This is a genomic window from Desulfuromonas acetoxidans DSM 684, assembly GCF_000167355.1.
In the GTDB taxonomy this organism is placed as follows: domain Bacteria; phylum Desulfobacterota; class Desulfuromonadia; order Desulfuromonadales; family Desulfuromonadaceae; genus Desulfuromonas; species Desulfuromonas acetoxidans.
The window spans coordinates 17,710-43,572 of record NZ_AAEW02000001.1; the positions used below are offsets into that span (position 1 = coordinate 17,710).

The following is a 25,863-nucleotide window of genomic DNA, read 5'->3' on the forward strand; positions in this document are numbered from 1 at the left end:
AACAACAATGGTAAACCAGTGTCATGAAGCTGCAACGCCCCTCCATCAACCCTTTACTGGCCTTTATCGCCATCCAGTTCACCTGGATTGTCGTGGTCGTATTCTGGATTTACTGGTTTCTCGGCAGTCACCGCCGCCTGCGCAGTATTGCTGAAAAATACAGCCCGGAACTGCTGCAACCCGGCATCGACTGGGTCATCCTCACCGAGGGCCTGCTGCTGCTGTTTGTGATTCTTGCCGGGGTTTATGTCATTTTCCTCTACTGGCGTCGCCAACTGGCTCTCAACCGCGAACAAAAAAGCTTTGTCTCCCAGGTCACCCATGAGCTCAAGTCGCCGGTGGCATCCGTTCAACTGCATCTGGAAACGATCCGCCGTCACCACCCGGCTGAAGAACAGCTCGACGGATTTATCGATACCATGCTGGCCGATACCGAGCGGCTCAACAGCCTGATCAACAAGATGATCACAGCCAACCGCCTGGAACAGAGCCGCTGGCGACTGACCCTGCGACCTTGCAACCTGTCCGAATTTCTTGACGATTACATGCGCCAGTGGCGCAACACCCAAGATGACTCACTGCAGCTCAGTTGCGAAATTGCTCCGGATATTCATGCCAATATCGAACCCGATTCGTTCTCCATGGTTCTGCGCAACCTGCTTGAAAACGCTGTGCTCTATTCCGATCCGCCGGTTAAAATCAGCGTGGAGCTTAAAGCTTCCCATCAACGCTGCCATCTGCTGGTCCGTGATCAGGGCCGCGGCATTGCCGCCAGCGAGCAACACAAAGTATTTCGTCTGTTCTACCGCCTGCACCGCGAAGACAGCCACGTCAAGGGCTCCGGACTGGGCCTGTTCATTGTCCGCGCTCTGGTCAAACGTCATAAAGGTCAGATCATGCTGCACAGCCACGGTCCAGGCAAAGGGACAACCTTTCACATCATTCTGCCTGAACTGGTTACGGAGACGAACGCATGAGTGATGACACCATCCGCATCCTGCTGGTGGAGGATGAACAGCATATTGCTCAGGGGTTGATTTTCAACTTGCAGCAGGAAGGGTATGAAGTGATCCATGCGATCACCGGCGAAGAAGCGTTGCACAGCTTGGACAAGGAATCTTTTTCTCTGGCCATTCTTGACCGCATGTTGCCGGGAAAGATCGATGGCCTGGAGATCTGCCGCCACATTCGTCGCGCTGACCCGCAACTTCCTGTGCTGATGCTCACGGCCATGAACCGCGAACAGGACCGGGTTGCCGGACTGGGTGAAGGTGCTGACGACTACCTGGGCAAGCCGTTCAGCCTCGATGAGTTGCTACTGCGTGTTGCCGGCATGTTGCGCCGTCAGGCCTGGTATCGACCGGCAGCCCCACGCCAGAACAACTATCACCTCGGCCAGTATGATGTTGATCTGAAAACCGGCCAATTGACCGATGCTGAGGGCCACAATCAACAGACCCTGACCGAACTGGAACTGAAAATGCTCCGCCTGTTCATCGACAATGAAGGTGAAATTCTCAGTCGGGCGTTTCTGCTCAAATCGGTGTGGGGCATGGCACCGGATACCGAGACCCGTACGCTCGACAACTTCATTGTTCGACTGCGCAAATATTTTGAACAGCGCCCCTCCCATCCCCGCTATTTTCTCACAGTGCGTGGTCGCGGCTACCGTTTCACCAATCACCAACAATAATCTGAATCTGCAACCAGCCGGGCCGTATACGGTTTTCGGTTGCATGACACAGCGGATTCTCTATAATCAACACAGCGTTTTATTCCATGTTGAACCCTGTTCAACCGTGATTTTTCGATGCATTTTAAAGGAGATACCCGTATGAAAGCAGTTCTGCTTGACGATTTTGGCGGTCTTGACGTCCTCAAAGTGGGCGAAGTCGATAAACCCTCGCCCAAAGAGAAAGAGGTCCTTATCAAGGTCGTTGCGACCAGCATAAACCGTCCCGATCTGGTACAACGCGCCGGAAAATATCCGCCCCCTCCGGGCGATTCGGAAATTCTCGGCCTGGAAGTGGCCGGTGTTATTGAGGAACTCGGCAGCGAAGCCTCGGGCTGGCAAGTCGGCGACCGGGTTATGGCCCTGGTCGGTGGTGGCGGTTATGCCGAATACGCCGTTGCCTACGACAACCACGTGATGCCGATTCCCGACAGCATGAGTTTTGAAGAAGCCGCGTGCGTGTGTGAAAGCTACATCACCGCGTTTCTCAACGTGTTCATGATCGGCGATTTGCAGGACGGCCAAACCGCTATCCTTCACGGCGGCGGTGGCGGCGTCAACACAGCCGCTATCCAGTTGGCTAAAGCCCTGACCCCCAACACCAAGCTGATTGTCACAGCCAGCCCCGAGAAATTGGATCGCGTCAAAGAACTCGGTGCCGACCTGGTGATCGACTACACTCAGACCCCGGACTTTGCTCCCCAGGTCAAGGAATTCACCAATAAAAAAGGCGTTGATGTGATCCTCGACCATGTGGGTGCCAAGTATCTGGCGCCGAACATGAATTCACTGGCCTACAAAGGCAAGCTGGTGATCATCGGTATCATCAGCGGCATCAAGGCGGAACTCAATCTGGCCCTGATGATGGTCAAGCGCCAGCAGATCATCGGCTCGGTGCTGCGTTCCCGTCCGGTCTCGGAAAAAGGCGAGATCATCAGCGAGTTCACCAAGCGCGCCCTGCCCCACTTCGCCAAACGAGACATCGTACCGATCATCGAGAAGGTATTCACCATCGATGAGATCGTTGACGCTCACGGCATGATGGAAGAGGACAAGCACTTCGGCAAAATCGTTCTAAAAATTGCCGAGGCTTGATCACTCCCACGACACGGTAAAACCCACAAAGGCCGTTGCAGCAATCTGCAACGGCCTTTGTGTTGTCAACAACGAACACAAGCACTCACGCTTATCTTGCTGGCGGCTCCATACCCAGCGGCAACAGCAACCACAAACGCCCGGAGTATTTCATGCGTCCGGCCATGGCCCCGGCCTCGTCACCAATACCCCAGAAAAAATCAGCACGCACCCGGCCTTTGATGGCACCACCGGTATCCTGAGCGACCATGGCCTGCTGCAGCGGTTCATTGCGGTCCGGCCAGCGGGTGGCTACATAAACGGGTGCTCCCAAAGGGATATAGCGCGGATCCACGGCCAAACTCCGCCGACTCGACAACGGCACGCCCAAGGCCCCCGGAGGACTGCACACCTCACCATCCAGTTCACGGAAAAACACATAACTGGGATTTTCATTGAGCAGCTCCTGCACTGCGACTGGGTGTTGACGTCCCCAGGCTGCGATGTTCTGCATCGACATCTGGTCGCGGGTCATCTCCCCCCGCTCCAGCAGTAACGCGCCAATGGAACGATAGGGGTGACCGTTCTGCTCGGCATAGTTGACCATCACCTGAGTGCCGTCATCAAGGTTGATCCGCCCCGATCCCTGAACCTGGAGAAAAAACAATTCTACCGGATCGCCGACCCAGAACAGTTCTTCACCGTGCAATGGTTGTTTAAAACCGTCAATATCGCGACGCTCCCAGTAAGGAACAACTCGTTGGCCGTCGAGACGGCCACGCAGACGGTAATCACCCAGCTCGGGATACACCGATGACAGGTCGATCACCAGAAGATCGTCGGGACGACCATAGACGGGATAAGGATAACGGGAGCTGGATTGACGACTGCCTTCGAGATCGGGGACATAATATCCGGTAATCAGCCCTTCCTCCGTGCCATCCTCATTGATCAAGGCCCAGGGCTGAAACGAGCGCTCAAAAAAAACTCTTGCCGCTGCCGGAGTCTCAATGGTTGCCGCTTCTTCACACACCGCCTGCCAGCCGGAGCGATACTTGAGCGATTGGCAACTGACCACAAAGGTCTTAAGCAGTGCCAAAGGGTCATCTTCATTCCAACCCGGAAGATCGCGCCATCCCACCTGCTGAACCAAGTCAGCGGCAGACACGTCTTTTTTCTCTGCACGGGAAGGCTCTTTCTTCGGAGTAAGCGTACACCCCGTCACCACCAACATAAGGCTTAACAGCGCAAGCCACATCAGACGACAAACTCGCCGCCTCGTTATCACAAAATTCACACATCCTCCATGTGGATGACGTTCCTTCAATCATAGCCGTTGCCCAATTATCATCATGAGCTGAACCCGACTGTCAACCACCAGTGTCGGGAAATCACATTCGATAGTAAATTTTCCCTCATTGAATCGACAACGACTTTTTTTTATGATAGCGTGTTCACGATCTTTTCTAAAGTCTCCCCCCCAAGACGAGGAAAACGATGCCGACGATTCGCTGCCCCGAGTGTTCTTACAGTAAGGACACTGCACCCTCAATAATTCCAACAGGTTGCTACCTGATCACCTGTCCGGTTTGCGGCCATAGCTTTCCACCGCATCAGCCGGAAAAGCCCTCAGAAAAGCCCCTATCCAACACACCGGAAATTCGTGAGATTCCATTTACCTTTCATGGAAAAAGCGGCGAATACTTTGGCATCTGGATCGTCAACACACTGCTGAAAGTTCTGACTCTGGGGTTCTATTCACCTTGGGCCAAGGTGCGCAAGCGGCGTTACCTGTACGGCAACACCCAGCTTGAAAACCACCCGTTTGACTATATCGCCGATCCATGGGTGCTGTTCCGAGGGTTTCTGATCGGAGTCGCCTTATTCGTCAGCTATACGGTACTCAATCAGCTCAACCCCTTGCTGGCGCTGCCTTTGACGTTGGCCTTCTTTATTGCCATGCCCTGGCTGATTGTTCGGTCACGCATGTTCAACAACCGCAACACCAGCCATCGCAATTTGCGCTTTTCTTTTGCGCCAAACTACCGCGAAGCATATATGACCTTTGCCCTGTTACCCATTTTGACCACGGCGACTCTCGGATTGGCTGCCCCCTATGTGCTCTACCGCCAGAAACGCTTCTTGATGGAAAACAACCAGTTCGGCCGGACGCCGTTTTGCTTTGAGGCAACCGTCGGTGACTACTATCAGGTTTTTCTACGCCTTCTTGGCCTCGGGATTCTTACCCTGATGATCGTCACGGCAGCAGGTTATGCGGGTGTCGTCTACCTGGCACCAGCGACAGGATTGTCCCCCCTCTTATCCGGTGTAGGACGCTCGGAAATCTTCGCCGTGAGCTTTATGTTGGTATTTTTCCTGTTCTCTATGGCCAGCAGCCTGTATCTTTATGTGCGCTTGAACAACCTCAACTGGAACCGCACCCATCTCGACGGCCACTATTTCAACAGCACCTTGTCGGTGCGTGCCATGGCGTGGATTTTTCTTTCCAACCTGATTGCGATCAGCCTCAGTGCCGGCCTGCTGATCCCTTGGGCCACGGTCCGCCTGGCCCGCTATCGCGTTGAAAACCTCAGCCTGGTGGCCCACGGATCTTTGGACCATTTTCTGGCAGGCAAGGATGAAGAGGTCAGTGCTATTGGCGAAGAGATCGGCGATATCTTTGATGTGGAAATCGGCTTATGAGTCAGTGTCAGGCAACCTATTATGACGGTCACACCACGCTGAGCCGTCAGGTTCAACTCAGCACAACCAATGGTTGGCTGACAATCAGCGGACATGCGTTTGAACAACGCTATCCACTCATTCAATTGCGGTTATCACCGCCACTGGGCACATTGCAGCGAACCTTGTATCTGCCCGATGGCGGACGCTGTGATCTCGCCGACGATCAACTCTGTTGTCACCTTGAGCAATGTCTCAGCCAACGGCGCTTTGTGTGTTTTATTCATCGTTGGGAGTCGAGTCTGAAGCGGGCAGGAATCGCCTTACTTCTGACCATTGCCGTGGTCTGGGGTTTTATCGCTTTCGGCATCCCTATCCTGGCCGGGCAGGTGACGGAGATGATTCCACCAACGATTGAAGTCCGGACTGGAGAGGAAACGCTGAACCTTCTTGACCACGCCATGCTGCGCCCTAGCCATATACAGGCGGCCCGTCAAACACATATCCGTCAGCTGTTTTCAACGATTTTGCTTGATCTGGGGGATAATCGTCCCTACCAATTGCTGTTTCGCCAGTCAACGCCCATCGGCGCCAATGCTCTGGCCCTGCCCGGTGGAACCATCATTTTGACCGATGCCATGGTCAACCTGGCAAAATCGGATGAGGAGTTAATCGCGGTCATGGCCCACGAAATTGGCCATATCAAGCACCGTCACGCCCTGCGTATGGTGATCCAGAACACCTCGGCCGGTTTTCTAGTCGCCGCTCTCACCGGTGATCTGCTATCCACCACCTCTTTATCTGCGGCTCTGCCAACCATGTTGGTCGAGAGCAAATATTCACGGGATATGGAACGTCAGGCGGATGAATACGCGGTTCACTACCTGACCCAAAAACACATTGCCCTGACCCACTTTGCCGCAATCCTCAACCGCCTGACAAAATATCATGCCGAAGGGGCCGATAAAGATCGGGTCGATAGCTGGAACCAGTATTTGCGCACCCATCCCACCACCACGGAACGCATTCAGGCCTTGAGTCTGACACGTCGGCCAACGGAAATCACCAACCCTAAAAAATAGTCCCGCCCGACAGGCACCGCTTACGGAGCAGCCTCCGGATCTACCAGTTTAACCCAAGCACCGTAGCCCTCTTCGCTCATCGTCTCTAAAGGGATGAATCGTAACGCCGCCGAATTGATGCAATACCGCAGACCAGTGGGCGGCGGCCCATCTTCAAAGACATGGCCCAGATGGGAATCGGCTACTCGGCTGCGCACTTCAGTGCGCACAATGAACAGCTTGCGATCCTTCTTTTCAACCAGGGCATCTTCCGTCACCGGTCGATAGAAACTCGGCCAGCCGGTTCCCGAATCAAATTTATGTCGTGAACTGAACAACGGCTCTCCAGACACCACATCCACATACAGACCCGACCTTTTCTCACCATTGTACGGATTATCAAACGGACGTTCGGTGTCTTCATGCTGGGTCACTTGATACTGCAATGGCGTCAGTTGTTGTTTTAAGGTCGCGTCATCCGGCTTGTGAAATGTCTGGCGACGCTGCTCCCAGGTTGTAACCTGCATGTTATTATCTGTCATCTGTCGCTCCGTTCCCCACACCTGATCGAGATACTGGTCCCGACCGGAATAGTGGCGATAGGTGGTATAACGACGCTCAGAACGCTTATGGAAATCCTGATGGTAGTCTTCAGCCGGATAAAAGGCGTCATAGCTACGGATTGCCGTAACAATCGGCTGATCATAACGACCACTGGCGTTAAGACGCTGTCGCGACGCTTCAGCCTGTTGGCGCTGGGCTTCGTTGTGAACAAAAATTGCACTGCGGTAGTGTTGGCCGCGGTCAACAAACTGGCCGCCGGCATCCGTGGGATTGATCTGGCGCCAATAAATTTCCAGCAAGGTGTCATAATCCACCTTGGCCGGGTCATAGGTGATCTGCACCGCTTCCAGATGCTTGGTAAGGCCAGACGCCACCTGCTCATAGGTCGGATTCAGCTCTTCGCCACCACTGAACCCTGACACCACATCGACCACACCATCCAGCGCTTCAAACGGAGCTTCCATACACCAGAAGCAGCCGCCGGCAAACGTGGCTTTTTCGACTCGCGAAGGCACTGCCGCCACAACCTGCGGAAGCGGTAGCAACACCAGCAACCACGTCATGATGGATACATATCGTTTCAACATTGTCACCTCCATGATGCAAGATGCAAAAAAACTGCTCGGGAACATTTTCCCGATCCGAATCGGGAAGACTGTTTTGGGATGCCGGGTTGACCATTCGCCATTAAGGCCATAACGGATCGACCCATCGCACACGGTCCCTTTCAAGTATACATAACTATTTTGGTCATAAATGAAAAAAACTAGATCTTTATAAAATTCCGTCAAAGCTTCAGTAACGAACAGGGCAATTACACAGTGGTAAGATCGTGAAAAAAAACACAGCAGTTGCGCCCACGTGCCTTGGCAGCATACAGGGCCTGGTCAGCACGGCTATAGAGATCGTCGGCGGAAAGATTTTCTTCAGGACGGTGGAGATACACCCCGGCCGAGGAGGTGACCCGACCGTAGGGCAGGTTTTTGCGATGATCGATATTCATGTCTTCAATCGCCATCAGCAGATTCTCCATCATCAATGGCACATCTGCGGGATCATCAATGGCGTAGAGCACCAGAAATTCCTCTCCACCCATGCGAAACACGTAGTCTCCGGCCCGGGCCAGATGATTTTTCAACACCGTCGCCAGACGGGTCAACAACTCATCCCCTTTGAGGTGGCCATAGGTATCGTTGTACTTTTTAAAATAATCGAGATCGAGCATGGCATACACCAGCACCTTGCCATCGCGCCGTGCCCGCTGCATCTCATTGACAATGGTCTGATTGTAGTAGCCACGATTGTACAACCCGGTCAACGGGTCGGTCACAGAGAGGATCAGGGTTTTTTCCAGCAGGTCTTCGGAACGCTTCAACTCGCGCAGGTCAATATCAAGACAGTAAATTTCCTTATCACCCTGCGACGTGTGCACCAGCACATGTTGCGAGTAAACCGGCACCTGTGAACCGTCTTTATGGCGACGCACCACTTCTATGGCCGGCATCACCTCGCCCTGCTCCACCCAGGCATCGATTTTTTCTGCAGCAGCCTGGCGCATCTCCTCGGGGATAAACAACTCTTCCCAGGTTCGGTTGAGCACTTCGTCCTTGGAATAGCCGTACAGCTCTTCACAGTACAGGTTCCAATAAATCAGCTTGCGCTCACGGCTGTAGCTCTGCACGGCGATGTGGGGAGTTTTATCAAACAGATTGCGGAAAACACGTGTCGTCTCATCGCGCTGGCGTAAAATCCGTTGATTCTCTTGTGCCAGACGCTGGTTTTCCTCGCGCAGTTTGTGGAGTTCTTCTCTGAGGTCGTCCTGATGATCCACGTTGATCGCTCCTTTTGCTGTCACCTAAGCTAATAAAGCCTAACAAGGAAATTAAAAAGAGCAATAGGGGCGTGCTGAAAAACGTTTACGGAACATGGCGCAACCTCACTAATTTATTTCAGATAGTTCACCTCAGGTCATGATTGTTGTTCAAGTGTCCGGATAAACCGATCCGCTTCGTCCACAGCCACCTCCAGTTCATGGAGAAGGCTGGCCACATCGCTACGCACTTGCACTAACTCCTGACTCAAAGCATTGACGGCGCGCGCGTTGAGGTTGTGTTTGAGATAGAGAACCTGATCGCGCAACGGAACCAGCACCGGTTCAATTTTGGCTTCAGCACGCCGCATCTGACGAATCAGCTGATCGCAGCGCTGGCGGGTGGTTTTCAATTGCTTTTCACTGGAGCGGCGCAACGACAGGTTGTGATACTGGTCGAGTTCTTCCTGCCATTCGTCAAACAGCGCTTCGGCAACATCTTCCACGGCATCAATGCGCTCGCTCAATTCATCGGCCCGCTCTTCGCTGCGTTCCAGCACATCGTTAAGATCACGATAGGTGGCTTCAAGGTCACCGCCATCATAATTGGTCACAGCCATAAAGGCATCGAGAGCCGATTGAAACTGCTCTTTGGTGTCCTGTTGCGACTCGCGGGCATCTTCCACCCGGTCGATGAGGATATCGCGTTTATGCACGCCAACCTTTTCCATGGCCGAAAAATAGAGGCTCTGGCAGCCAGCCAACAGTGTCGTCAGAACCAACATTGCCAGAACAATCCGTCTTGAGGAGGTCATTGTCATCGCCATCTCCTTGTCATCATCTCATCCATCACATCATATCGGCCGGATCGACATCAATCGCCAGACTGACGGTCGCCGGAAAGATTGAACGCCATTGGGGACTTTCATTAAGCATATGCCGCAACGCTGCACGTGTTGATGCCTTGAGCAGTATCTGCACCCGGTAACGGTTGCGCAACCGGAATAGCGGACAGGGAGCCGGACCCAGAACTTCCACATCCTGCGCCGCCATCAGGCGCTCAGCCAGACGTCTGGCACAGCCTTCAACCGCCGGGCGATCCAAGCCGGACACCACCAGGTTCACCAGATAACCGTAAGGCGGATAAACCAGCAACTGGCGCATGGGAAGTTCCAGCTCAACGAAATGCTTGTAATCGTGGGTCACGGCACACTCGAGAACCGGACTGTCCGGGGCATAGGTCTGCACCAGAACTTCGCCGCGCACATCACCGCGTCCGGCCCGTCCGGCCACCTGGGCGAGCAGAGAAAAACTGCGCTCAGCCGCGCGAAAGTCGGGAAAGTTAAGCGCGGCATCCGCATCAAGAATACCCACCAGGGTCACGGCTCCAAAATCGTGGCCTTTGGCAATCATCTGGGTGCCAACGAGGATATCAACCTCACCGGCTTCCATGCGTGACACCAATTGCTGCTGGGCCCCTTTGGCCGCCGTGGAATCTCGATCCATGCGGGCAATACGGGCCTCGGGAAAACGTTCCTGAAGTTCTGCAGCCAGGCGCTCTGTGCCCATCCCCTCCGGTTCGATTGCCGCTCCGCCGCAACGGGGGCATAGCTCCTGCGGCGGCTCGACATAATCACAATAATGACAGCGCAACGCCCCGGCCTGGCGGTGCCAGGTCAAGGTGATATCACAGTTGGGGCAGCGAAAACTGGCGCCGCAATCACGACACAGCAGATAGGGGGAGAAGCCGCGCCGATTGAGCAGCAACAGGCTCTGCTCACCACGCTCAAGGCGAAGCTGCAACGCCTCAATCAACTCTTGGGACAGCCCATGCTCCACCTCGGCTTCGCGCATATCAATCAGCCGCACTTCGGGCAGGGTGCGGTCGCCGATCCGTGTCGGTAACGAAACCTCGGACAAGGCGCCCTGTTGCATGCGTCGATAGCTGGTCAACGACGGGGTGGCACTGCCCAGCACCACCGGAACCTGCTCCATCTGCCCACGTAACAGCGCCATGTCACGGCCCTGATAGCGAAAGCCTTCACCCTGCTTGTAGCTGTCGTCATGTTCTTCATCCACGACAATCATACCAAGCCGTGTCAACGGTGCAAATACGGCGGAGCGGGCACCGATGACAATGGTCACCTCATCGCGGACAATCGCCCGCCACATGTCATAGCGTTCTGCGGCTGACAACCCGGAGTGCAACACCCCGATCCGTTGCCCCTGTTGTTCAAAACGAGCACGAAAACGCGCCACCAGTTGCGGCGTCAATGCGATCTCCGGCACCAGAACCAGCGCTTGTTTATCAGCCGCCAACACGGCGGCAATGCTGTGCAGGTAGACCTCGGTTTTACCGCTGCCGGTAATACCATGCAGCAAAAACGGTTTAAAGTCCCCGCCATCGAGACCTTCGGCAATCGAATGGACAGCCGACTGCTGAGCTTCGTTAAGGGTGGGAGGCTGATCAGCGGTGACCTGACAACCGACAAACGGATCACGCAGCGACTCCTGTTCATCGCAGCAGATCACCCCAAGCTCCTCCAGACGTTTCAACACCGGGTAGGGAGAGGTAAACTGGTCACGCAATTGTGTCAGGTCAACGGGCTGATGTTGAACAATAAAGCTGAGAATCTGTTGCTGCAGAGTGCCGCGTAAATTGACCGAGGAATCCGTGGCCCGGTACACGCGGGTCTGGCGAATTTTCGGCGCCCCCTTCAATGACGACAGTCCGGCAGGCAATGCGGTTTTCAATGCCAGCCCCAAAGGATGGACATAATAGCGGCTGGCCCGCTCAATGAATTCCAGCAACCGTTCAGGCAGCAAAGGCATTTCATCGAGCACGGCATCAATGGCTTTGAGTCGCTCGCGTTGCACCGCTTCATCGTCTACCGCAAAGGGTTTGAGCGCCACCACCACGCCAACGGCGCTGCGTCGGCCCAAAGGCACTTTGACACGGATGCCAGGCGCCACACGCTCACCATCCTTATCCGGTAACCGATAGCTCAAGGTCCGGGGCAACGGCGCCAAAACCGCTACTTCTGCGTAATAAGTCTCCACAGGCGGTCAGTTCTCCCGTGCAGAGGAAAAATAGTCGCGGGTCAATTTGACAACAACTCCGGACAGGCCGATTAAGCCAAGCAGGTTGGGAATGGCCATGGCACCGTTCATGGTGTCGGAGAAATCCCAGACAAAACCGATCTTCTGCAACGCCCCCCAGGCGATAACGGTACAAAACAGATAACGATACGGTGTGCGCGCCGACAGTCCGAACACATACTCGATACACTGTTCGCCGTAGTAAGCCCAGCCGATCATGGTGGAATAGGCAAACACCGCCAGAGCAAGGGTGACGATCATTGCTCCACCGTGAGGAAGCGCCGTCTGGAAGGCCAGCGCAGTGAGCGCACTGGAGCGTTCGCCGCAGTCCCACACACCGGAAGTGAGGATCACCAGAGCGGTCATGGTGCAGACGATGATGGTATCAAAAAAGACCCCGGTCATGGCCACCAGCCCCTGACGCACAGGGCTGGTTGTGCGGGCCGCAGCATGGGCGATCGGCGCACTGCCGAGCCCGGCTTCGTTGGAGAACACGCCACGCGCCACACCGTAACGGATGGCCATGGCGACAGTGGCTCCGGCAAAGCCGCCACTACCGGCCGCCGGGTTGAACGCATGGGAAAAGATCAGGGCAAAGGCCTGCGGGATATGCGCAGCATTGATCACCAGAATCACCAGCGCCGCGCTCACATAGAGCACCGCCATCACCGGCACCAGTTTAGCGGTGACTCGGCCAATGCGGCGGATACCGCCGATGACGACAATGGCAGCGAGAAACGCCAGGGCGAGACCGGTCATCAGCGGACTGACACCAAAGGTGCTTTCCAGAGCTACGGCCACGGAGTTGGACTGAACCATGCTACCGATACCGAAAGCCGCCACGCTGCCCATAACGGCAAACAACATGCCGAGCCATTTCATCCCTAAGCCTTCAGCCAGGTAGCGCATGGGACCGCCCTGCATGGTGCCATCGGGCAAATGCTGACGGTAGTGGACCGCCAGGACCGCTTCGGCGTATTTGGTGGCCATGCCGAACACGGCGCATACCCACATCCAGAACACCGCTCCCGGCCCGCCAAGGTAGATGGCCGTGGCCACCCCGGCAATATTGCCGGTACCGATGGTCGCGGCCAGCGCCGTCGTCAACGCCTGAAACGGTGAGATATCCCCTTCGGAACGCTCTTCATCCTCGCTGTGGCTGAACACCAGCTTGAGCGCATGGGGCAATTGAGTCAGTTGTAAACCGGCCAGTCGTACGGTCAGCAGGACACCAGTTCCCACCAACAGGGCCAACATCACCGGCCCCCAGACAAAAGCATTGACACTGGACATCAAGGCGTTCATCGTCTCCCCCCCTTTTTTAGATAAGCAGCATACCAGAAAAATATCCTCACAGAGTAGCGAGGCTACCCTGTGAATTCAAGGATTTTCCTTGTATTGGACAGTGGTTAGAAGATTTTCGCCCCCCTGGAGAAATTGCTTTTCACCACAGGCTATGATAGTCTCCGATGTTTTTTATAACGGTTTTTTTTCGAGGAAGCCGCCTCACTTTACCAAACGACGTTAAACGGACAGAACATGACACAGCGACAGATCGAAATCACCTCCCCGACGTTTATTGACGCCTGGAAACTGCCGGCAGATCAAGACATCCACCAATTGTTCGACCAACAACAACCGCTGGCCCTGGAGATCGGCTGCGGCACGGGTGACTTCATTGTCCAGCGCGCCGCTCAGCAGCCTGACACCAACTTTCTGGCCATCGATATCTACAACAAGGGGTGTTACAAATCGTGCCGCCGCATTGACAAAACCGATCTGGCCAATATCCGGGTGATGCGCATGGAAGCCCGCTACCTGCTCAGCCGTTTCGGTCGTGCCGACATGCTCAGTGCCATCTACATCAACTGTCCCGACCCCTGGCCGAAGAAACGGCACCGTGATCGCCGTCTGGTCAACACCACCTTTCTCACCCAGATGCTCTACTATCTGCAGCCGGGTGGTGACCTGTATTTTGTGACCGATGTAGCCGACTACGCCGAACAGGTCGCGGAGCTGATCCCAGCTCTGCCCGGCTACCAGAACCAGCTGGACACGCCCTTTACACTGGAATTGGAAGGCTACCCGCTCTCCAAATATATGCGCCGGTTTCTCAGCCAGAATCTGCCGGTTCACTTTCAACATCTCAAGCGACGCGAGGACTTTATCCTGCCGAAAGAACAGCTTCCGGTCACGGAAAAAGGCTTTCGCAACCGCCACAATCTGGATACCCCATGTCACATTATCTGACCGAACATTTTCCCGGCACCGGCGGCACCATCAAAGAGAGTGCAGAGGATTTTATTGTTGAAGAGATTCCGGCTTATGACCCTTGCGGTGAAGGCGATCATCTCTACCTGCGCGTTGAAAAGCAGGGCATGAGCACCTTTGCCATGATTCAACGCCTGGCCACCGCCCTCGGTATCAAGGAGAAAGAGTTCGGCTATGCCGGGCTTAAGGATTCCAGGGCCATCACCCGTCAGTTAGTGTCCTTGCCGTTGATCGACGAAGCCCGCATCACTCACCTCGATCTCGAGGGGATCACGATCCTTGAAGCGCGCCGCCACACCAACAAGCTGCGCCTTGGACATCTGCGCGGCAACCGCTTTACCATCCGTGTTCACGGCGTGACTCAGGGCGCTGAGCAATGCGCCCTCGACATTCTGCACATCTTGGAACAGACGGGTGTTCCCAACCTTTTCGGTCCGCAACGCTACGGCGTTCTGGGAACCAATCACCTAGTGGGACGCGCCATACTCCAGGAACATTTTGAAGAGGCGGCGGCCCTTATTATCGGCGACCCGGCCGGCATCAGCAACGAACGCTGGAAAACCGCTGCAACCGCTTATCGCAGCGGCGATATGGAGCAAGCACTGCAGGCCTTCCCCGGCCGTTTCCGTGACGAACGCCGTCTACTCCACAGTCTGCTTAGAGGCCAATCCCATCAGCAGGCCGTGCTCGCACTGCCCCGCAAATTGCTGCGTCTGTTTCTCAGCGCCTATCAATCCCATCTCTTTGACCGCCAGGTGACCATGCGCCTCGACAGTCTCGATGTATTGTGGCCGGGTGATATTGCCTATATCCACAGCAAAGGAGCCTGCTTTCGCGTCGAAGACGCCGACGAGGAACAACCCCGTGCCGACCGCCTTGAGATCAGCCCCACCGGGCTACTCCCCGGAAAAAAAGCGATGACGGCCCGCGGTCAGACCGGCATCCTTGAAGAGAGCCTGCTGGAAAAAGAGCAAATCGAAACGGATCGTTTCACAGCACTGCCCGGCCTCAAACTCAGTGGAGAACGACGCCCCCTGCGCGTTCCTCTGCACCAGGTAAGCTGTCAGCAAGAGGACCCGGAGACCTTGCGGGTCAACTTTGCTTTACCGGCAGGCAGCTTTGCCACCAGTGTATTACGTGAAATCACCAAATCCAGCGACGGATAACCGCTGCACCCCACTGGTGACGATCGCTTTGCCGTGGCATTGTTATTGCAAATTCTCATGAAGTAAATAACGGCGAACGACCCCGTCGGTCAAGACCAATGGCGACAAAAATCCGTGGCCGCAGTTCTCGTATACGCAAACGGCCTGAATTGGATTGGTTTGCTCCGCTGAATCAGCCGAACAAATCTTATCATTTTCAAACTGTTATATTATCGTAAACGGTTCTATCCTACCTTTTAAACATGGATTTTTCAAAAAAGGGCCTGTTAACGATCCATTTTCGAACTAATCACCTTGACAGCTTTAAAACAACATTCTATATTTCAACTGAATGAACTTTCCAACCCTTTTTGACAACGGAGAGTCGAAACCGTCTACACTGCGACTTTGAACGACGATAAAACAGCCTTGAAAAATAGTAAAACACTATCAAAGGCAACAGATTTCGCATTATTTACCACGTAGACTTGACAAGTGAAAAACAATTCTATAAAAAGCCATCACTATAAATAAAACAGCATCTAGCCATTATTACGCAAGCAGGGGACACCAACATGCCCGCTAAAAAAGACAAATCGGAATATATAATTCAGGCTGTATCCCACGCCCTGGATCTGCTTGAGCAGTTCCACGACGATGTGGATGAACTGGGCGTTACCGAACTGAGCAAACGTCTGAAACTGCATAAAAACAACGTGTTCAGACTTCTGGCAACGTTGGAGTCTCGTGGCTATATCGAGCAGAACAAGGCAACGGAAAACTACCGCCTCGGCCTGAAATCCTTGGAGCTGGGTCAAACCTTCATCAAGCAGATGGGCCTGCTGCGTCAGGCAAAACTCACTCTGGAACATCTGGTTGAAGAGTGCAACGAAACGGCTTATGTTGCCATCTTTAAGGAAAACCATGTTGTCTATCTCGATGTGGTTGAAACCGACATGACCGTACGCGTTGTTTCGCGCGTCGGCTCACGCCTGCCCGCTTACTGCACTGCTGCCGGCAAGGTCCACCTCGCCCACATGTCTGACGAGGAACTCGAATCTGTCCTACCCAAGGAGCTACCGACCTTTACCGCATCAACCCACTCCAGTCGTGAAGGGCTGAAAAAGGAGCTGGCTGAAGTGTGTGAAAAAGGTTATGCCATGGACAATGAAGAGCTCGATCCCGGAGTTCGCTGCATTGCCGCTCCGATCCGCGATTACACCCGACGCATTGTCGGTGCCATCAGCCTGTCCGGCCCATCCATGCGCTTCACTGACGAACGGATGACCGACGAGTTGACCCCGCTGGTGATCGATGCAGCAGCCACCCTGTCTACGCGACTCGGCTACCGCCACTAAACCACGACAACGCACGATTAAAAGTTAAAAACCCATCCTGCCCGGATGGGTTTTTTTGTTTCTTCACAACGGTATCTTGAAACCCTCCCCATATTGATATACATTGTATATACATAACAATGAGGAGATCATGACCACCGCATTATCCTGGAAACTCAAAAAACCACTCACGCATGAGCAGATTTCCCGCCTGTTGGAACCCTACACCGTCGAGTGCATCGACACCAGGGAGATGCAGTGGTCTGTTCTTGATGACCCAGTCTGGCATATCTGGCAAAACGGCTGCACCCTGCTCTATGCCCACCACCAACCGTCTTTGCAACTGTGGCAAAACAATGCGCTTCAATTCAGCGATGCCAACGCTTCGCCCGAGGCGCGATTTCCCTACCAGCTCCACAACCAACATCTGGCAGAACGCCTACACCCCCTGCTCGGCGTGCGGGCATTTACCGAGAAACATCGCGTATTCTGGCAACAAACCACCCTGGCGGTACGCAATGACGACCGAAAAATCGTCTGTCGGCTGATCCTCATCCAACAGCCGCAAATCTTTTTGCTCAGCCTGCATCCATTACGCGGTTATCAGCAAGAAGCCAAAGCCATCCGCCGCCAACTGTCGACGCTGAACATGCAGCCCTGCGCCTCGCTAACCATGCGACAAATCCTTCTCTACAGCGGCCTTGAGGTTACGGTCCCACCCAAGCAATTGACCTTCAACCTCAAAGCGACAGATCCCGCACAGCAAGCGATTTTGCACATGCTCAAACATCTGGTCACATCAGCGCGCCAGCAGGAGCAGGGACTGGTTGACGATATTGACACGGAATACGCTCACCAGTACCGGGTGGCACTGCGCAAGGCCCGCTCACTGATCAGCCTGTTTAAAACCTGCCTGCCGCAACAGCCACGCAATGCCCTGAAACACCAGTTTAAACAATTGGCCCAACGCAGCAATCGCCTGCGTGACCTGGATGTGTTTCTGCTCGATCGCAACCATTATGTCACGCTCCTTCCGCCTGCACTTGGCCCCGGCCTGGACAAGGCGTTTCAGCGCATCCAGCGCCAGCGCAACCGAGAGCAAAAACAACTGACAGCCCTGTTGTCTTCTGCGGAGTATCAGGATGAAGTCCAACACCTGATGACCACTCTAGACCTGGCACAACAGCCGTTGACCAACAAAGGGACGAAAGCGATCAGGCCGTTGGCCGCCAAAAAGATTGCCCGTCACTACCGGCAGATTTGCCGGGATGGTCTAGACATTGACGACACCACCGCCGATGTCGTCATTCACGCATTGCGTATTGAATGCAAGAAATTGCGCTACCTGCTCGAACTGTTCAGCGAACTCTTTCACCGCAATCGGATCAAACGGCTGATCAAAAAACTCAAGCAACTTCAGGATATCCTCGGACGTTTCAATGACCTGACCGTACAACAGGCGTTTCTCAGCCATCTGGCCACCACAACCCGTGACTCGGCTCAAGCCATCAGCCTCAATGCGCTAATCGCGGTTCTCTATCAACAACATGTTCAGGAACGCCGACGGGTGGTGGGCGCCATTGCCGCCTTTACCGGTGAAGAGGGTGTCATGGACATTCAAACCCTGACTCAAGACGGAGACACGTTATGAAGACCGTCGCCTGTTACAGCATTAAGGGTGGAGTGGGTAAAACCGCTTCAGCCGTAAACTTTTCCTACTGGTCGGCCCACCAGGGCCATCGCACCCTGCTGATTGACCTTGATGCCCAGGGGGCTTCGTCATTTTATTTCCGGGTGCGTAACCCATCGAAAAAGAACTGGGCCAAGCGCTTCTTCAAGACCTATGAACAGTTGCTCGACCAAATCAAGCAGAGCGATTTCAACCAGCTCGACATTCTGCCGGCCCATCACTCGTTTCGTCATTTTGATACCCTGCTAGCTGAGCATGGCGGTAAAACCAACCGCCTGCGTAAAGTCCTTAAGGGGCTGGCGGTGCATTATGATGTGGTCATTTTCGACTGCCCGCCGAGTATCAGCCTGTTGGCGGAAAACATCTTTGCCGCAGCCGACCTGATCAGCGTACCGATGATCCCCACCACCCTGTCACAGCGCACGTTTGGGCAATTGCTTGATTTTTTTGACCAACAGGGGTATTCACAAGATCGGATACGCCCTTTTTTCACGTTGGCCGACGGCCGCAAACAACTGCATCGCGACACGGCGGCAACATTGCGTAAGGCGTATCCGCTGTTTCTCGAACAGGCCATACCACACTCCACCTACGTGGAAAAAATGGGCCTCCACCAGGCGCCCATTGATCTGTTTGCCCACAACAGCCAGGCTAACCGATGCTACCAGGCCTTATGGCAGGAGATTGCCTCGGCACTCAACCTGAACCACCCCTCCTCTTGACGAACAGGGAGCGACCATGAGTGACAAAAAGAAGAAAAAGAAAAAGGACAGCCAACTGTTGATCCGCATCAACAGTGAAGAACGGGATCGCTTTGTAGCACTGTGCGACGATCTGGACACCAGTGCGGCCCGCGAGATCCGTAAATTCATCAAAGCATTCATGCGCGAGCATGATGCAACGGAAAACGAATAACCACTTCCCCCACCAAGGAGACAAGACCATGACGACCCCGATCCTCAATGTCCGTGGTATCGGCCCGGCCACCGCAGCCCTTCTCGCCGAAAACGGTATCACCAGCGCTGAACAACTCGCTGCACAAAAAGTCGGTAGTTTGGCCGCGGTGAAAGGATTCAGCGAAGCGCGTTCACGCCGCGTAATTGCCGATGCCCAGGCATTATTTGCTGCTGTCAGCACAGAAACTGAAACAAAAACATCGGACGTTCCAGACCAAGACACGGCCAAGAAAAAGAAGAACAAGAACCAGAGTTCCGCGAAGAAAAAAGCAACTAAAAAGCCGGCGAAAAAGGTCGACAAAAAAAAGGGGAAGAAGAAGAAAAAAGGGAAGAAAGCAAAGAAGAAAAAGTAATAACAGCTAAGGCAACACCGGGTTACGCCACGGGCGCAACTTTTCATGATCAAGATTGCGGCGGCCATCAAAAAAACCGCAGGCGCGATAGTAACGCAGGTCTTCACGCCACAGGCGGTAAAAGGTGCGATCTTTCCATAGCCGCTGCATCAGACGACCCGGGGCCAGGCGCAGATCGAGCAGCGGTGAAAACAGCTCGGTCGGGTCGCGAAAGCATTCCCAGTCGCAACGGCGGCACTCTTGAGCTGCAGAACAGGACGGTGGGGTCATCTCTTCAAAGCGCCCCAGATCCTCATCGCCACGGTAGCCGCACGGGTAGCTGTGCCCGCTCTGGCTGTCAACAAAGAAGTAATCAATGCCACCACGGCAGGGTGTCGTCAGCTCCTCACGGCCACGATACTGTTGCAACAGGGCATGCAGACTGCAACGTGGGGTAAAAATACGGATGTTCTGCCGATGGCCGGGAATGGCATCAGACAAAGCTTGAAACAGGTTGAGCTTCTCTTCGTAGGTAAAACTCACCACCCGATCCGTGGCTGTGGCCGCATAGACGGCCTGATCGGACTCATCGTCACCATGCATCGGATAACACACATTGGCAATGGTAAAACCAAGCTCCGTCACAAAGCGGTAAAAGCGATCAAACCCGGCACGAAAGAACGGATAGTCGAGATGATCCCGATCTTTATCACGCCCGGCAAAGTTACGGTTGATGCCGAGGTTGGCCGACAGATACAGCCCCCGCTCGGCAAAGATCGGCAGGGCCTTTTCCACCCCTTTGATTACGCCGGGCAACCCACGCATCTGCTCGTGGGTTGCGACATCGGCGGAGTCGATACTCACCCAGATATTACGCAATGGGGTAGCGGCCAATTTATCGGCCAGCGTCTTCATACGATCGCTAAAATCCGCATTCTCGGCACCGCGAAACAGGTAGCCGTTGGTGCCGGTTCGAATATAGGGAATCTTATGTGCGCCGGCCACGCTTGCCAGACGGCAGACTTCATCCAGACACATAAACGGTTCGCCGCCGGTAAAAGACAGCGCGGCAACGCCGTGATCAGCGGCATGACGAATCATCTCAGCCACACGCTGTTCGGCCAGAGTGGTACGCGCAAAATCGTTGGTCACCCGCATGCCGCACTGCGGACAGGTGGCGTTACAACGATCAGTGTATTGAATGATCAACTGACCGGGCACCCGTCCGGAACGCAGCAGGCGGCCGGTGACTTTAAGGACCTCGCCCAGCGGAGAAATCTTTTCAGTCATAAGAGTGTACCATCATGTTGGAGGCCAGTTTCAGCAGTCCACCGAGACCGGGTTGATGACGATGCCGCGACAAACGCGGCAAGGGGGTATCCGTAGGGCGGGTCATGTCCAACAAAATGCTGTCCCAGCTAAAACGCTGCTCAACCCGTTGCCGAGCCGCCTGCGACAAGCGCTGATAGTCACTGCGATCCCCTTCCAGATCCGACAGCAGACCGTCAAGCCGATCAACCCAACCATCAATGGATTCGGAGGAAAGCACATAGCCGGTTTCACCATCGACGACAATTTCCTTGGGTCCTCCGATATCGGCGACCAGAGCCGGCACACCGCAGGCCTGGGCTTCAAGAACCACCATGCCAAAGGTGTCGCTGAGGCTGGGAAAAACAAACAGGTCATGGCTGTTATACACCGACGGCAGTTCGTCATAAGCGACCCGACCGAGAAACGCCACCTCGGGCAGGTCACGACAGGCCAGTTTCATCTCGCCCAGATAGGGACCGGCGCCGGCAATACTCATGCAGATGTCGGGATGCCGTTGGCGCACTTTGCGATACACCTCGAGCAGAAAATCGAGATTTTTATCTTTGGACACCCGACCAACATAGAGCAAGCGTCGTCGTCTCGACAGCTCCGGAGAAGGACGCTCCATCGGGCAAAAGTGCTCAGTACGCAGCCCACGCCGAAACAGGGCCATATGGCGATGACGGTAACCACGCTCCTTGAGCAGATGCATGTACTCGCTGGTCGGCACCAGCAGAGTGTCAAACTGGTTGAAAAACCATTTGCTGTACTGTTCGATCATGTCGCAGATTGCCGGTTCATCGATGATCGACTGCGACTCCACAGTAAAGTCGGTATGATAAATCCCTTTGACTTCGGTACCGAGCATGCGACCGATCAACAAACCGAGCAGCCCCACCGGTCCTGGGGTCGAGATGTACAGCTCATCGGGATTGTAATCGTAGACCATCTTCAGCATACGCAGCACCGACGGCACATTGACGGTAATGTCCTCGTAATGGGGCAAGGCCGTTGAATAGAGCGGCGGCACAATCAGTGTCGACTGCGGCAGTCCTGACTGTTTTTGTTCATCGGTCAGACTGGTCATAATCCGGATGGCAAACCCTTTTTCTTCGGCCAGATGACCAATGGTCTGCAAGGTCATGGAGACGCCGTTGAGATCGGTCAGCGTATCGGTCAGCCACAGGATGCGCTTGGAGTTGCGGGTGACTTGCTTGCCGAGGCTGGCATTAAATTCATTGATCAACTGACGATCGCCAAACATGTGCCGGAACGAGGAAAAAAACGGCACGGACAGGAAAATCCCCGGAATCGACGACGACAACCCCTGAATGATGCGGATGATATCCATCTCGGTAATATTGGTGTTCAGCGAGCCCAGCAGCGAGCGGAAATACTGGTCGGAAATATTGGCAATGCAGTCGTAGAGCAGATCAAGGCGCGAATCAATATCATCTTGCTGTAGCGTGCGACTGGTCTCGATGAGCTGCACCAAGTTCTGATAGACCTGATTGTTCTTTTTCGACTTCATCTTGTTCAAACGCAGTCGATCCTTGAAGCTGAGCTTTTTATCGCTGAACAGATAGCGGGTCAGATCGCTGAGGGTTGACTGGGCAAAGGCGGTGCTGTTGTGCTGGGAAAAATCGAAGGCGATTTTGTAGATGGCAAAAGTCAGCCCCTGAAAATCGTTCTGGCGTCCGCATGGCTCCGTGGCACCGCGTTTGAGCTGATCGAGAAACTCCTGAGGCGTGCGTGCTTCAACGCGGGTCGAAGTCTTGCCGATAAACAGCCCGGCGTGGTCATCAGAGCCTCCGGTCAGCCCTTTCAGCCACGGCGTGCGCCCCCAGGGTTCGAGATCGTGCTTTTGCGCCAGGCGTTCCACATCGTCCGGAGTCAGGCCCTGCAATACCTGGGAGAGAATATCGTTATTGAGGACGCTGCGGCTGCCGTTGCGTCCTTCAAAATTGTTGAACAACACGATCAGTTTTTCCAGATGATCAAGGGTCAGGCGATTGTTGACCGCGTAGGTGGCGTGCGCAACAACGCAGGCCAGATCTTCCTGGCGCAGATAGTCGCGCAATTTGTAAATGTTTTTCCGTTTCTTCTGAATCTTGCTGAACTGGTCGCGATCCAACCCGTATATCAGCACGTGAATTTTGCACTTGTCCTCGGGAAAATAAGCCGTGGCCTCCACTCCACTGAAACAATGCTGCGGATATTTTTCCACCAGCTCCAGCGATGCCTTGATGCGATTGTGGTCGGTGATGGTGACGAAATCCATGCCGCGTTGACGGGCCAGTTTGTAGATGGTCTCCGGTTCGGTGTAGGATTCGGAGGCACCGAGACGTTGCAGAAACCATTCGGAAGGGTGGTTGGAATACTTCGAGTGGACGTGTAAATCGATCTGTGCCATACAATTCTCTCCATCATCAGTTGTCGCTGATTATGGCGTTTCATATAAGGCACGGATGAGGGTTGTGTAAGGAGCCGGTTCAGAGCTGCGCAGCGTGAGGACAGAGCTGATAAAACAGTTGATGCACTTTGCTTTTCAAGGCAGGAAAATCCGCCGAATTATCAAGGACATAATCGGCACGGCGCGCTTTTTCCTCTTGCGGCATCTGGGCGTCAATCCGTTGCTGGGCGGCAACCGCATCACACTGATCACGCGCCATCAGCCGCTGCAGTTGCACCTCCTCAGCCACCGTCACCGTCAGAACCCGATCCACCCGATCTTCGGCACCCGCCTCGTAGAGCAATGGCGCTTCATAAACCACCAGGCCATCCGACCCCACCTGTTGCGCAGCCTGGTGAAGACAACGCCTGGAAAGCTCGGCAATCGCCGGATGAAGAATCGCTTCGAGATCACGCCGTGCCTCGGAATCGGCAAACACCAGACTTCCGAGACCTTTACGATCCAGGGTTCCATCCGGGTTAAGAATCGTTTCCCCAAACCGCCTAACCAGTGCGGCCAGCGCGGGTTGCCCTGGTTCCACCAAATCTCGTGACAACTGGTCAGCACTGACCACCTGGGCTCCCAGATCAGCCAATAAAGCAACAACAGTACTTTTACCGCTGGCGATTCCTCCGGTCACTCCTAAAATCATTGAAAAACCTCTCCCTAACCCCCTAAAAACAGGGGGATAATCACCAACGGCTTTCCTTGACAAGCGTCAAGACGATATGCTAGCGTCCAAAACGTCGCCCTGACTGCGCAGAGCGCGTAAAACCGGCACTGCAGCTGCGTTCGACACTGTACCACTTCATTGATTGAAACACCAACATCGCTCTGGGAGAGTTGTTATGAAACATGATTGTTCGCACGATTATTTTGCCAAGGCTAAAGAGGTTATCCCCGGCGGAGTTAACAGTCCGGTCCGCGCATTTAAATCGGTCGGCTGCGATCCGTTGTTTATCGAACGCGCCGAAGGTAGCCGCATCTATGATGCCGATCACCAAAGCTATATCGACTATGTCGGTTCCTGGGGGCCGATGATTCTCGGCCATTGCCACCCCGAGGTGGTTCGTGCGATTCAGGATGCCGCCGTCAACGGCGCCTCCTTTGGTGCTCCCACCTATAAAGAAATTGAACTGGCCGAAATGGTCTGCGAGGCCTATCCCAACATCGAAAAAGTGCGCATGGTGTCCTCGGGGACCGAAGCAACCATGAGCGCCATCCGTCTGGCCCGTGGCTGCACCGGTCGTGACAAGATCCTCAAATTTGATGGCTGCTACCACGGTCATGCCGATTCTCTGCTGGTCAAAGCCGGCAGTGGCGCGGCAACCTTCGGCGTACCCACCTCACCGGGCATCCCGGCAGACTTTGCCAAATACACCCTCACCGCCACCTACAATGATCTCGACGAGGTCAAGAGCATGGTCGCGGCCAACAAAAATGAGATCGCCTGCATCATCCTCGAACCCATCGCCGGCAACATGGGCTGTGTCCCGCCGCAGCCGGGCTTCCTCGAAGGATTACGCGAGCTGTGTACGGCCGAAGGGATCGTGCTGATCATTGACGAAGTCATGACTGGCTTCCGCGTCGCGTTTGGCGGCGCGCAGGAACGCTTCAATGTGCGCGGCGACCTGGTCTGCCTGGGTAAAATCATCGGCGGTGGTCTACCGGTGGGCGCTTTCGGCGGCAAGAAGGAACTGATGGACCAGCTCTCTCCCGAAGGCGGCATCTACCAAGCCGGTACCCTGTCCGGCAACCCTCTGGCCATGAGCGCCGGCATTGCCACCCTGAAGCTGCTCAAGCAGGAAGGGTTTTACGAGCAGATTGAAGAAAAAAGTGCTTACCTCGAAGCGGGACTGCGTCAGGCGGCAAGTAAGAGTGCCATTCCGACCTGCCTGCAACGGGTCGGCGGCATGTTCTGCACCTACTTCTGTGAAGGACCGGTCAACAACTTCAGTGATGCCAGCAAAAGTGACACCGAGGCGTTTAGCCGCTACTTCCGCACCATGCTCGACAGCGGCATCAACATGGCGCCCTCTCAGTTTGAAGCGGGCTTCATGAGCGTTGCCCACACCAAGCAGGACCTCGATCAGACCATTGAAGCGGCGGAAAAAGCGTTCGCCCTGCTTTAGCAAAACATCTTACCGTAATCTCTGCGCAGGGGCGGCCTCTTCAAAAGGTCGCCCCTGTTGTTTGATGGCACGACCCGCTTTTCATCTTTGCTTGTAAAACGTAGCCTGGCGCGCATCCAGGTCATCCTAAAAGGCGAAAAACGCATTAAGCCCTTCCAACATGTTGGAATCTTTCGCTTGGCAATTTACAAAACCACCATCTGACGTTATGGTGT

Annotated in this window: 22 protein-coding genes; 13 read left to right on the forward strand and 9 right to left on the reverse strand. The window is 54.5% G+C overall.

Annotation, left to right across the window (positions count from 1 at the left end):
• Nucleotides 1–23 precede the first annotated feature (23 nt).
• The 3 genes from DACE_RS00080 to DACE_RS00090 all read left to right on the forward strand — a co-directional run bounded on the left by DACE_RS00080 (nt 24) and on the right by DACE_RS00090 (nt 2,827).
• Nucleotides 24–977 carry a sensor histidine kinase gene (locus tag DACE_RS00080; protein WP_005997328.1) on the forward strand — a complete coding sequence of 318 codons (954 nt, stop codon included), beginning with the start codon at nt 24–26 and terminating at the stop codon, nt 975–977.
• A complete protein-coding gene (locus DACE_RS00085; protein WP_005997329.1) occupies nt 974–1,693 on the forward strand; it encodes a response regulator transcription factor in 720 nt (239 codons plus the stop codon). The genes DACE_RS00080 and DACE_RS00085 overlap by 4 nt, the downstream gene beginning before the upstream one ends.
• 141 nt (nt 1,694–1,834) lie before the next feature.
• Entirely contained in the window at nt 1,835–2,827 is a 993-nt protein-coding gene (locus DACE_RS00090) for an NAD(P)H-quinone oxidoreductase (protein WP_040365798.1), read from the forward strand.
• Between the two features lie 91 nt (nt 2,828–2,918).
• Here the strand turns inward: DACE_RS00090 and mltA are convergent, their stop codons facing one another.
• Complete coding sequence (mltA, locus tag DACE_RS00095; RefSeq protein ID WP_238326376.1) at nt 2,919–3,974, reverse strand: murein transglycosylase A; 1,056 nt, start codon at nt 3,972–3,974, stop codon at nt 2,919–2,921.
• A 329-nt stretch (nt 3,975–4,303) separates the two neighbouring features.
• Here mltA and DACE_RS00100 point away from each other — a divergent pair, with 329 nt between their 5' ends.
• Both DACE_RS00100 and DACE_RS00105 read left to right on the forward strand, forming a co-directional pair.
• Nucleotides 4,304–5,509: a DUF898 family protein gene (locus DACE_RS00100; protein ID WP_005997332.1), complete on the forward strand. Its 1,206-nt coding sequence runs from the start codon at nt 4,304–4,306 to the stop codon at nt 5,507–5,509.
• Nucleotides 5,506–6,570 carry a M48 family metallopeptidase gene (locus DACE_RS00105; RefSeq protein ID WP_005997333.1) on the forward strand — a complete coding sequence of 355 codons (1,065 nt, stop codon included), beginning with the start codon at nt 5,506–5,508 and terminating at the stop codon, nt 6,568–6,570. Before DACE_RS00100 ends, DACE_RS00105 begins: the two co-directional genes overlap by 4 nt.
• Before the next feature lie 20 nt (nt 6,571–6,590).
• On the opposite strand, the gene msrB is transcribed toward DACE_RS00105, so the two are convergent.
• From msrB to DACE_RS00130, 5 genes are all read right to left on the reverse strand, one after another.
• Complete coding sequence (gene msrB / locus DACE_RS00110) at nt 6,591–7,697, reverse strand: peptide-methionine (R)-S-oxide reductase MsrB (protein ID WP_394708507.1); 1,107 nt, start codon at nt 7,695–7,697, stop codon at nt 6,591–6,593.
• A 230-nt stretch (nt 7,698–7,927) separates the two neighbouring features.
• Nucleotides 7,928–8,944, reverse strand: coding sequence for a sensor domain-containing diguanylate cyclase (locus DACE_RS00115; protein WP_005997336.1), 1,017 nt, complete (start codon nt 8,942–8,944; stop codon nt 7,928–7,930).
• A 137-nt stretch (nt 8,945–9,081) separates the two neighbouring features.
• Nucleotides 9,082–9,744: a DUF2959 domain-containing protein gene (locus DACE_RS00120; RefSeq protein ID WP_005997337.1), complete on the reverse strand. Its 663-nt coding sequence runs from the start codon at nt 9,742–9,744 to the stop codon at nt 9,082–9,084.
• A gap of 28 nt (nt 9,745–9,772) precedes the next feature.
• Complete coding sequence (locus tag DACE_RS00125; RefSeq protein WP_005997338.1) at nt 9,773–11,983, reverse strand: primosomal protein N'; 2,211 nt, start codon at nt 11,981–11,983, stop codon at nt 9,773–9,775.
• Nucleotides 11,984–11,989: 6 nt separating this feature from the next.
• On the reverse strand, nt 11,990–13,327 hold the full coding sequence (locus DACE_RS00130; RefSeq protein WP_005997339.1) for an alanine/glycine:cation symporter family protein: 1,338 nt from the start codon (nt 13,325–13,327) through the stop codon (nt 11,990–11,992).
• A 234-nt stretch (nt 13,328–13,561) separates the two neighbouring features.
• On the opposite strand from DACE_RS00130, the gene trmB reads away from it, so the two are divergent.
• The 7 genes from trmB to DACE_RS00160 all read left to right on the forward strand — a co-directional run bounded on the left by trmB (nt 13,562) and on the right by DACE_RS00160 (nt 19,774).
• The gene (gene trmB / locus DACE_RS00135; protein ID WP_005997340.1) at nt 13,562–14,272 is read left to right on the forward strand and encodes a tRNA (guanosine(46)-N7)-methyltransferase TrmB; all 711 of its coding nucleotides are present in this window, start codon (nt 13,562–13,564) and stop codon (nt 14,270–14,272) included.
• On the forward strand, nt 14,257–15,459 hold the full coding sequence (truD, locus tag DACE_RS00140) for a tRNA pseudouridine(13) synthase TruD (RefSeq protein WP_005997341.1): 1,203 nt from the start codon (nt 14,257–14,259) through the stop codon (nt 15,457–15,459). Before trmB ends, truD begins: the two co-directional genes overlap by 16 nt.
• Nucleotides 15,460–16,013: 554 nt before the next feature.
• A complete protein-coding gene (locus DACE_RS00145; RefSeq protein ID WP_005997343.1) occupies nt 16,014–16,796 on the forward strand; it encodes an IclR family transcriptional regulator in 783 nt (260 codons plus the stop codon).
• 130 nt (nt 16,797–16,926) lie between these two features.
• Nucleotides 16,927–18,426 carry a CHAD domain-containing protein gene (locus DACE_RS16865; protein WP_005997346.1) on the forward strand — a complete coding sequence of 500 codons (1,500 nt, stop codon included), beginning with the start codon at nt 16,927–16,929 and terminating at the stop codon, nt 18,424–18,426.
• Nucleotides 18,423–19,187: a ParA family protein gene (locus DACE_RS00155; RefSeq protein WP_005997348.1), complete on the forward strand. Its 765-nt coding sequence runs from the start codon at nt 18,423–18,425 to the stop codon at nt 19,185–19,187. Before DACE_RS16865 ends, DACE_RS00155 begins: the two co-directional genes overlap by 4 nt.
• Nucleotides 19,188–19,203: 16 nt before the next feature.
• The gene (locus DACE_RS18390; RefSeq protein WP_005997350.1) at nt 19,204–19,380 is read left to right on the forward strand and encodes a hypothetical protein; all 177 of its coding nucleotides are present in this window, start codon (nt 19,204–19,206) and stop codon (nt 19,378–19,380) included.
• 28 nt (nt 19,381–19,408) lie between these two features.
• Nucleotides 19,409–19,774 carry a helix-hairpin-helix domain-containing protein gene (locus DACE_RS00160; RefSeq protein ID WP_040365799.1) on the forward strand — a complete coding sequence of 122 codons (366 nt, stop codon included), beginning with the start codon at nt 19,409–19,411 and terminating at the stop codon, nt 19,772–19,774.
• Nucleotides 19,775–19,780: 6 nt separating this feature from the next.
• Here DACE_RS00160 and DACE_RS00165 read toward each other — a convergent pair whose 3' ends face one another.
• The 3 genes from DACE_RS00165 to coaE all read right to left on the reverse strand — a co-directional run bounded on the left by DACE_RS00165 (nt 19,781) and on the right by coaE (nt 24,168).
• A complete protein-coding gene (locus DACE_RS00165; RefSeq protein ID WP_005997354.1) occupies nt 19,781–21,043 on the reverse strand; it encodes a radical SAM protein in 1,263 nt (420 codons plus the stop codon).
• Nucleotides 21,036–23,477, reverse strand: a complete 2,442-nt coding sequence (locus DACE_RS00170; protein ID WP_005997356.1) for a glycosyltransferase — start codon at nt 23,475–23,477, stop codon at nt 21,036–21,038. Before DACE_RS00170 ends, DACE_RS00165 begins: the two co-directional genes overlap by 8 nt.
• 79 nt (nt 23,478–23,556) lie before the next feature.
• Nucleotides 23,557–24,168, reverse strand: coding sequence for a dephospho-CoA kinase (coaE, locus tag DACE_RS00175; RefSeq protein ID WP_005997358.1), 612 nt, complete (start codon nt 24,166–24,168; stop codon nt 23,557–23,559).
• A gap of 196 nt (nt 24,169–24,364) precedes the next feature.
• Between coaE and hemL the strand changes: the two genes are divergently transcribed.
• Nucleotides 24,365–25,648, forward strand: a complete 1,284-nt coding sequence (gene hemL / locus DACE_RS00180) for a glutamate-1-semialdehyde 2,1-aminomutase (RefSeq protein ID WP_005997360.1) — start codon at nt 24,365–24,367, stop codon at nt 25,646–25,648.
• Nucleotides 25,649–25,863: the final 215 nt, after the last annotated feature.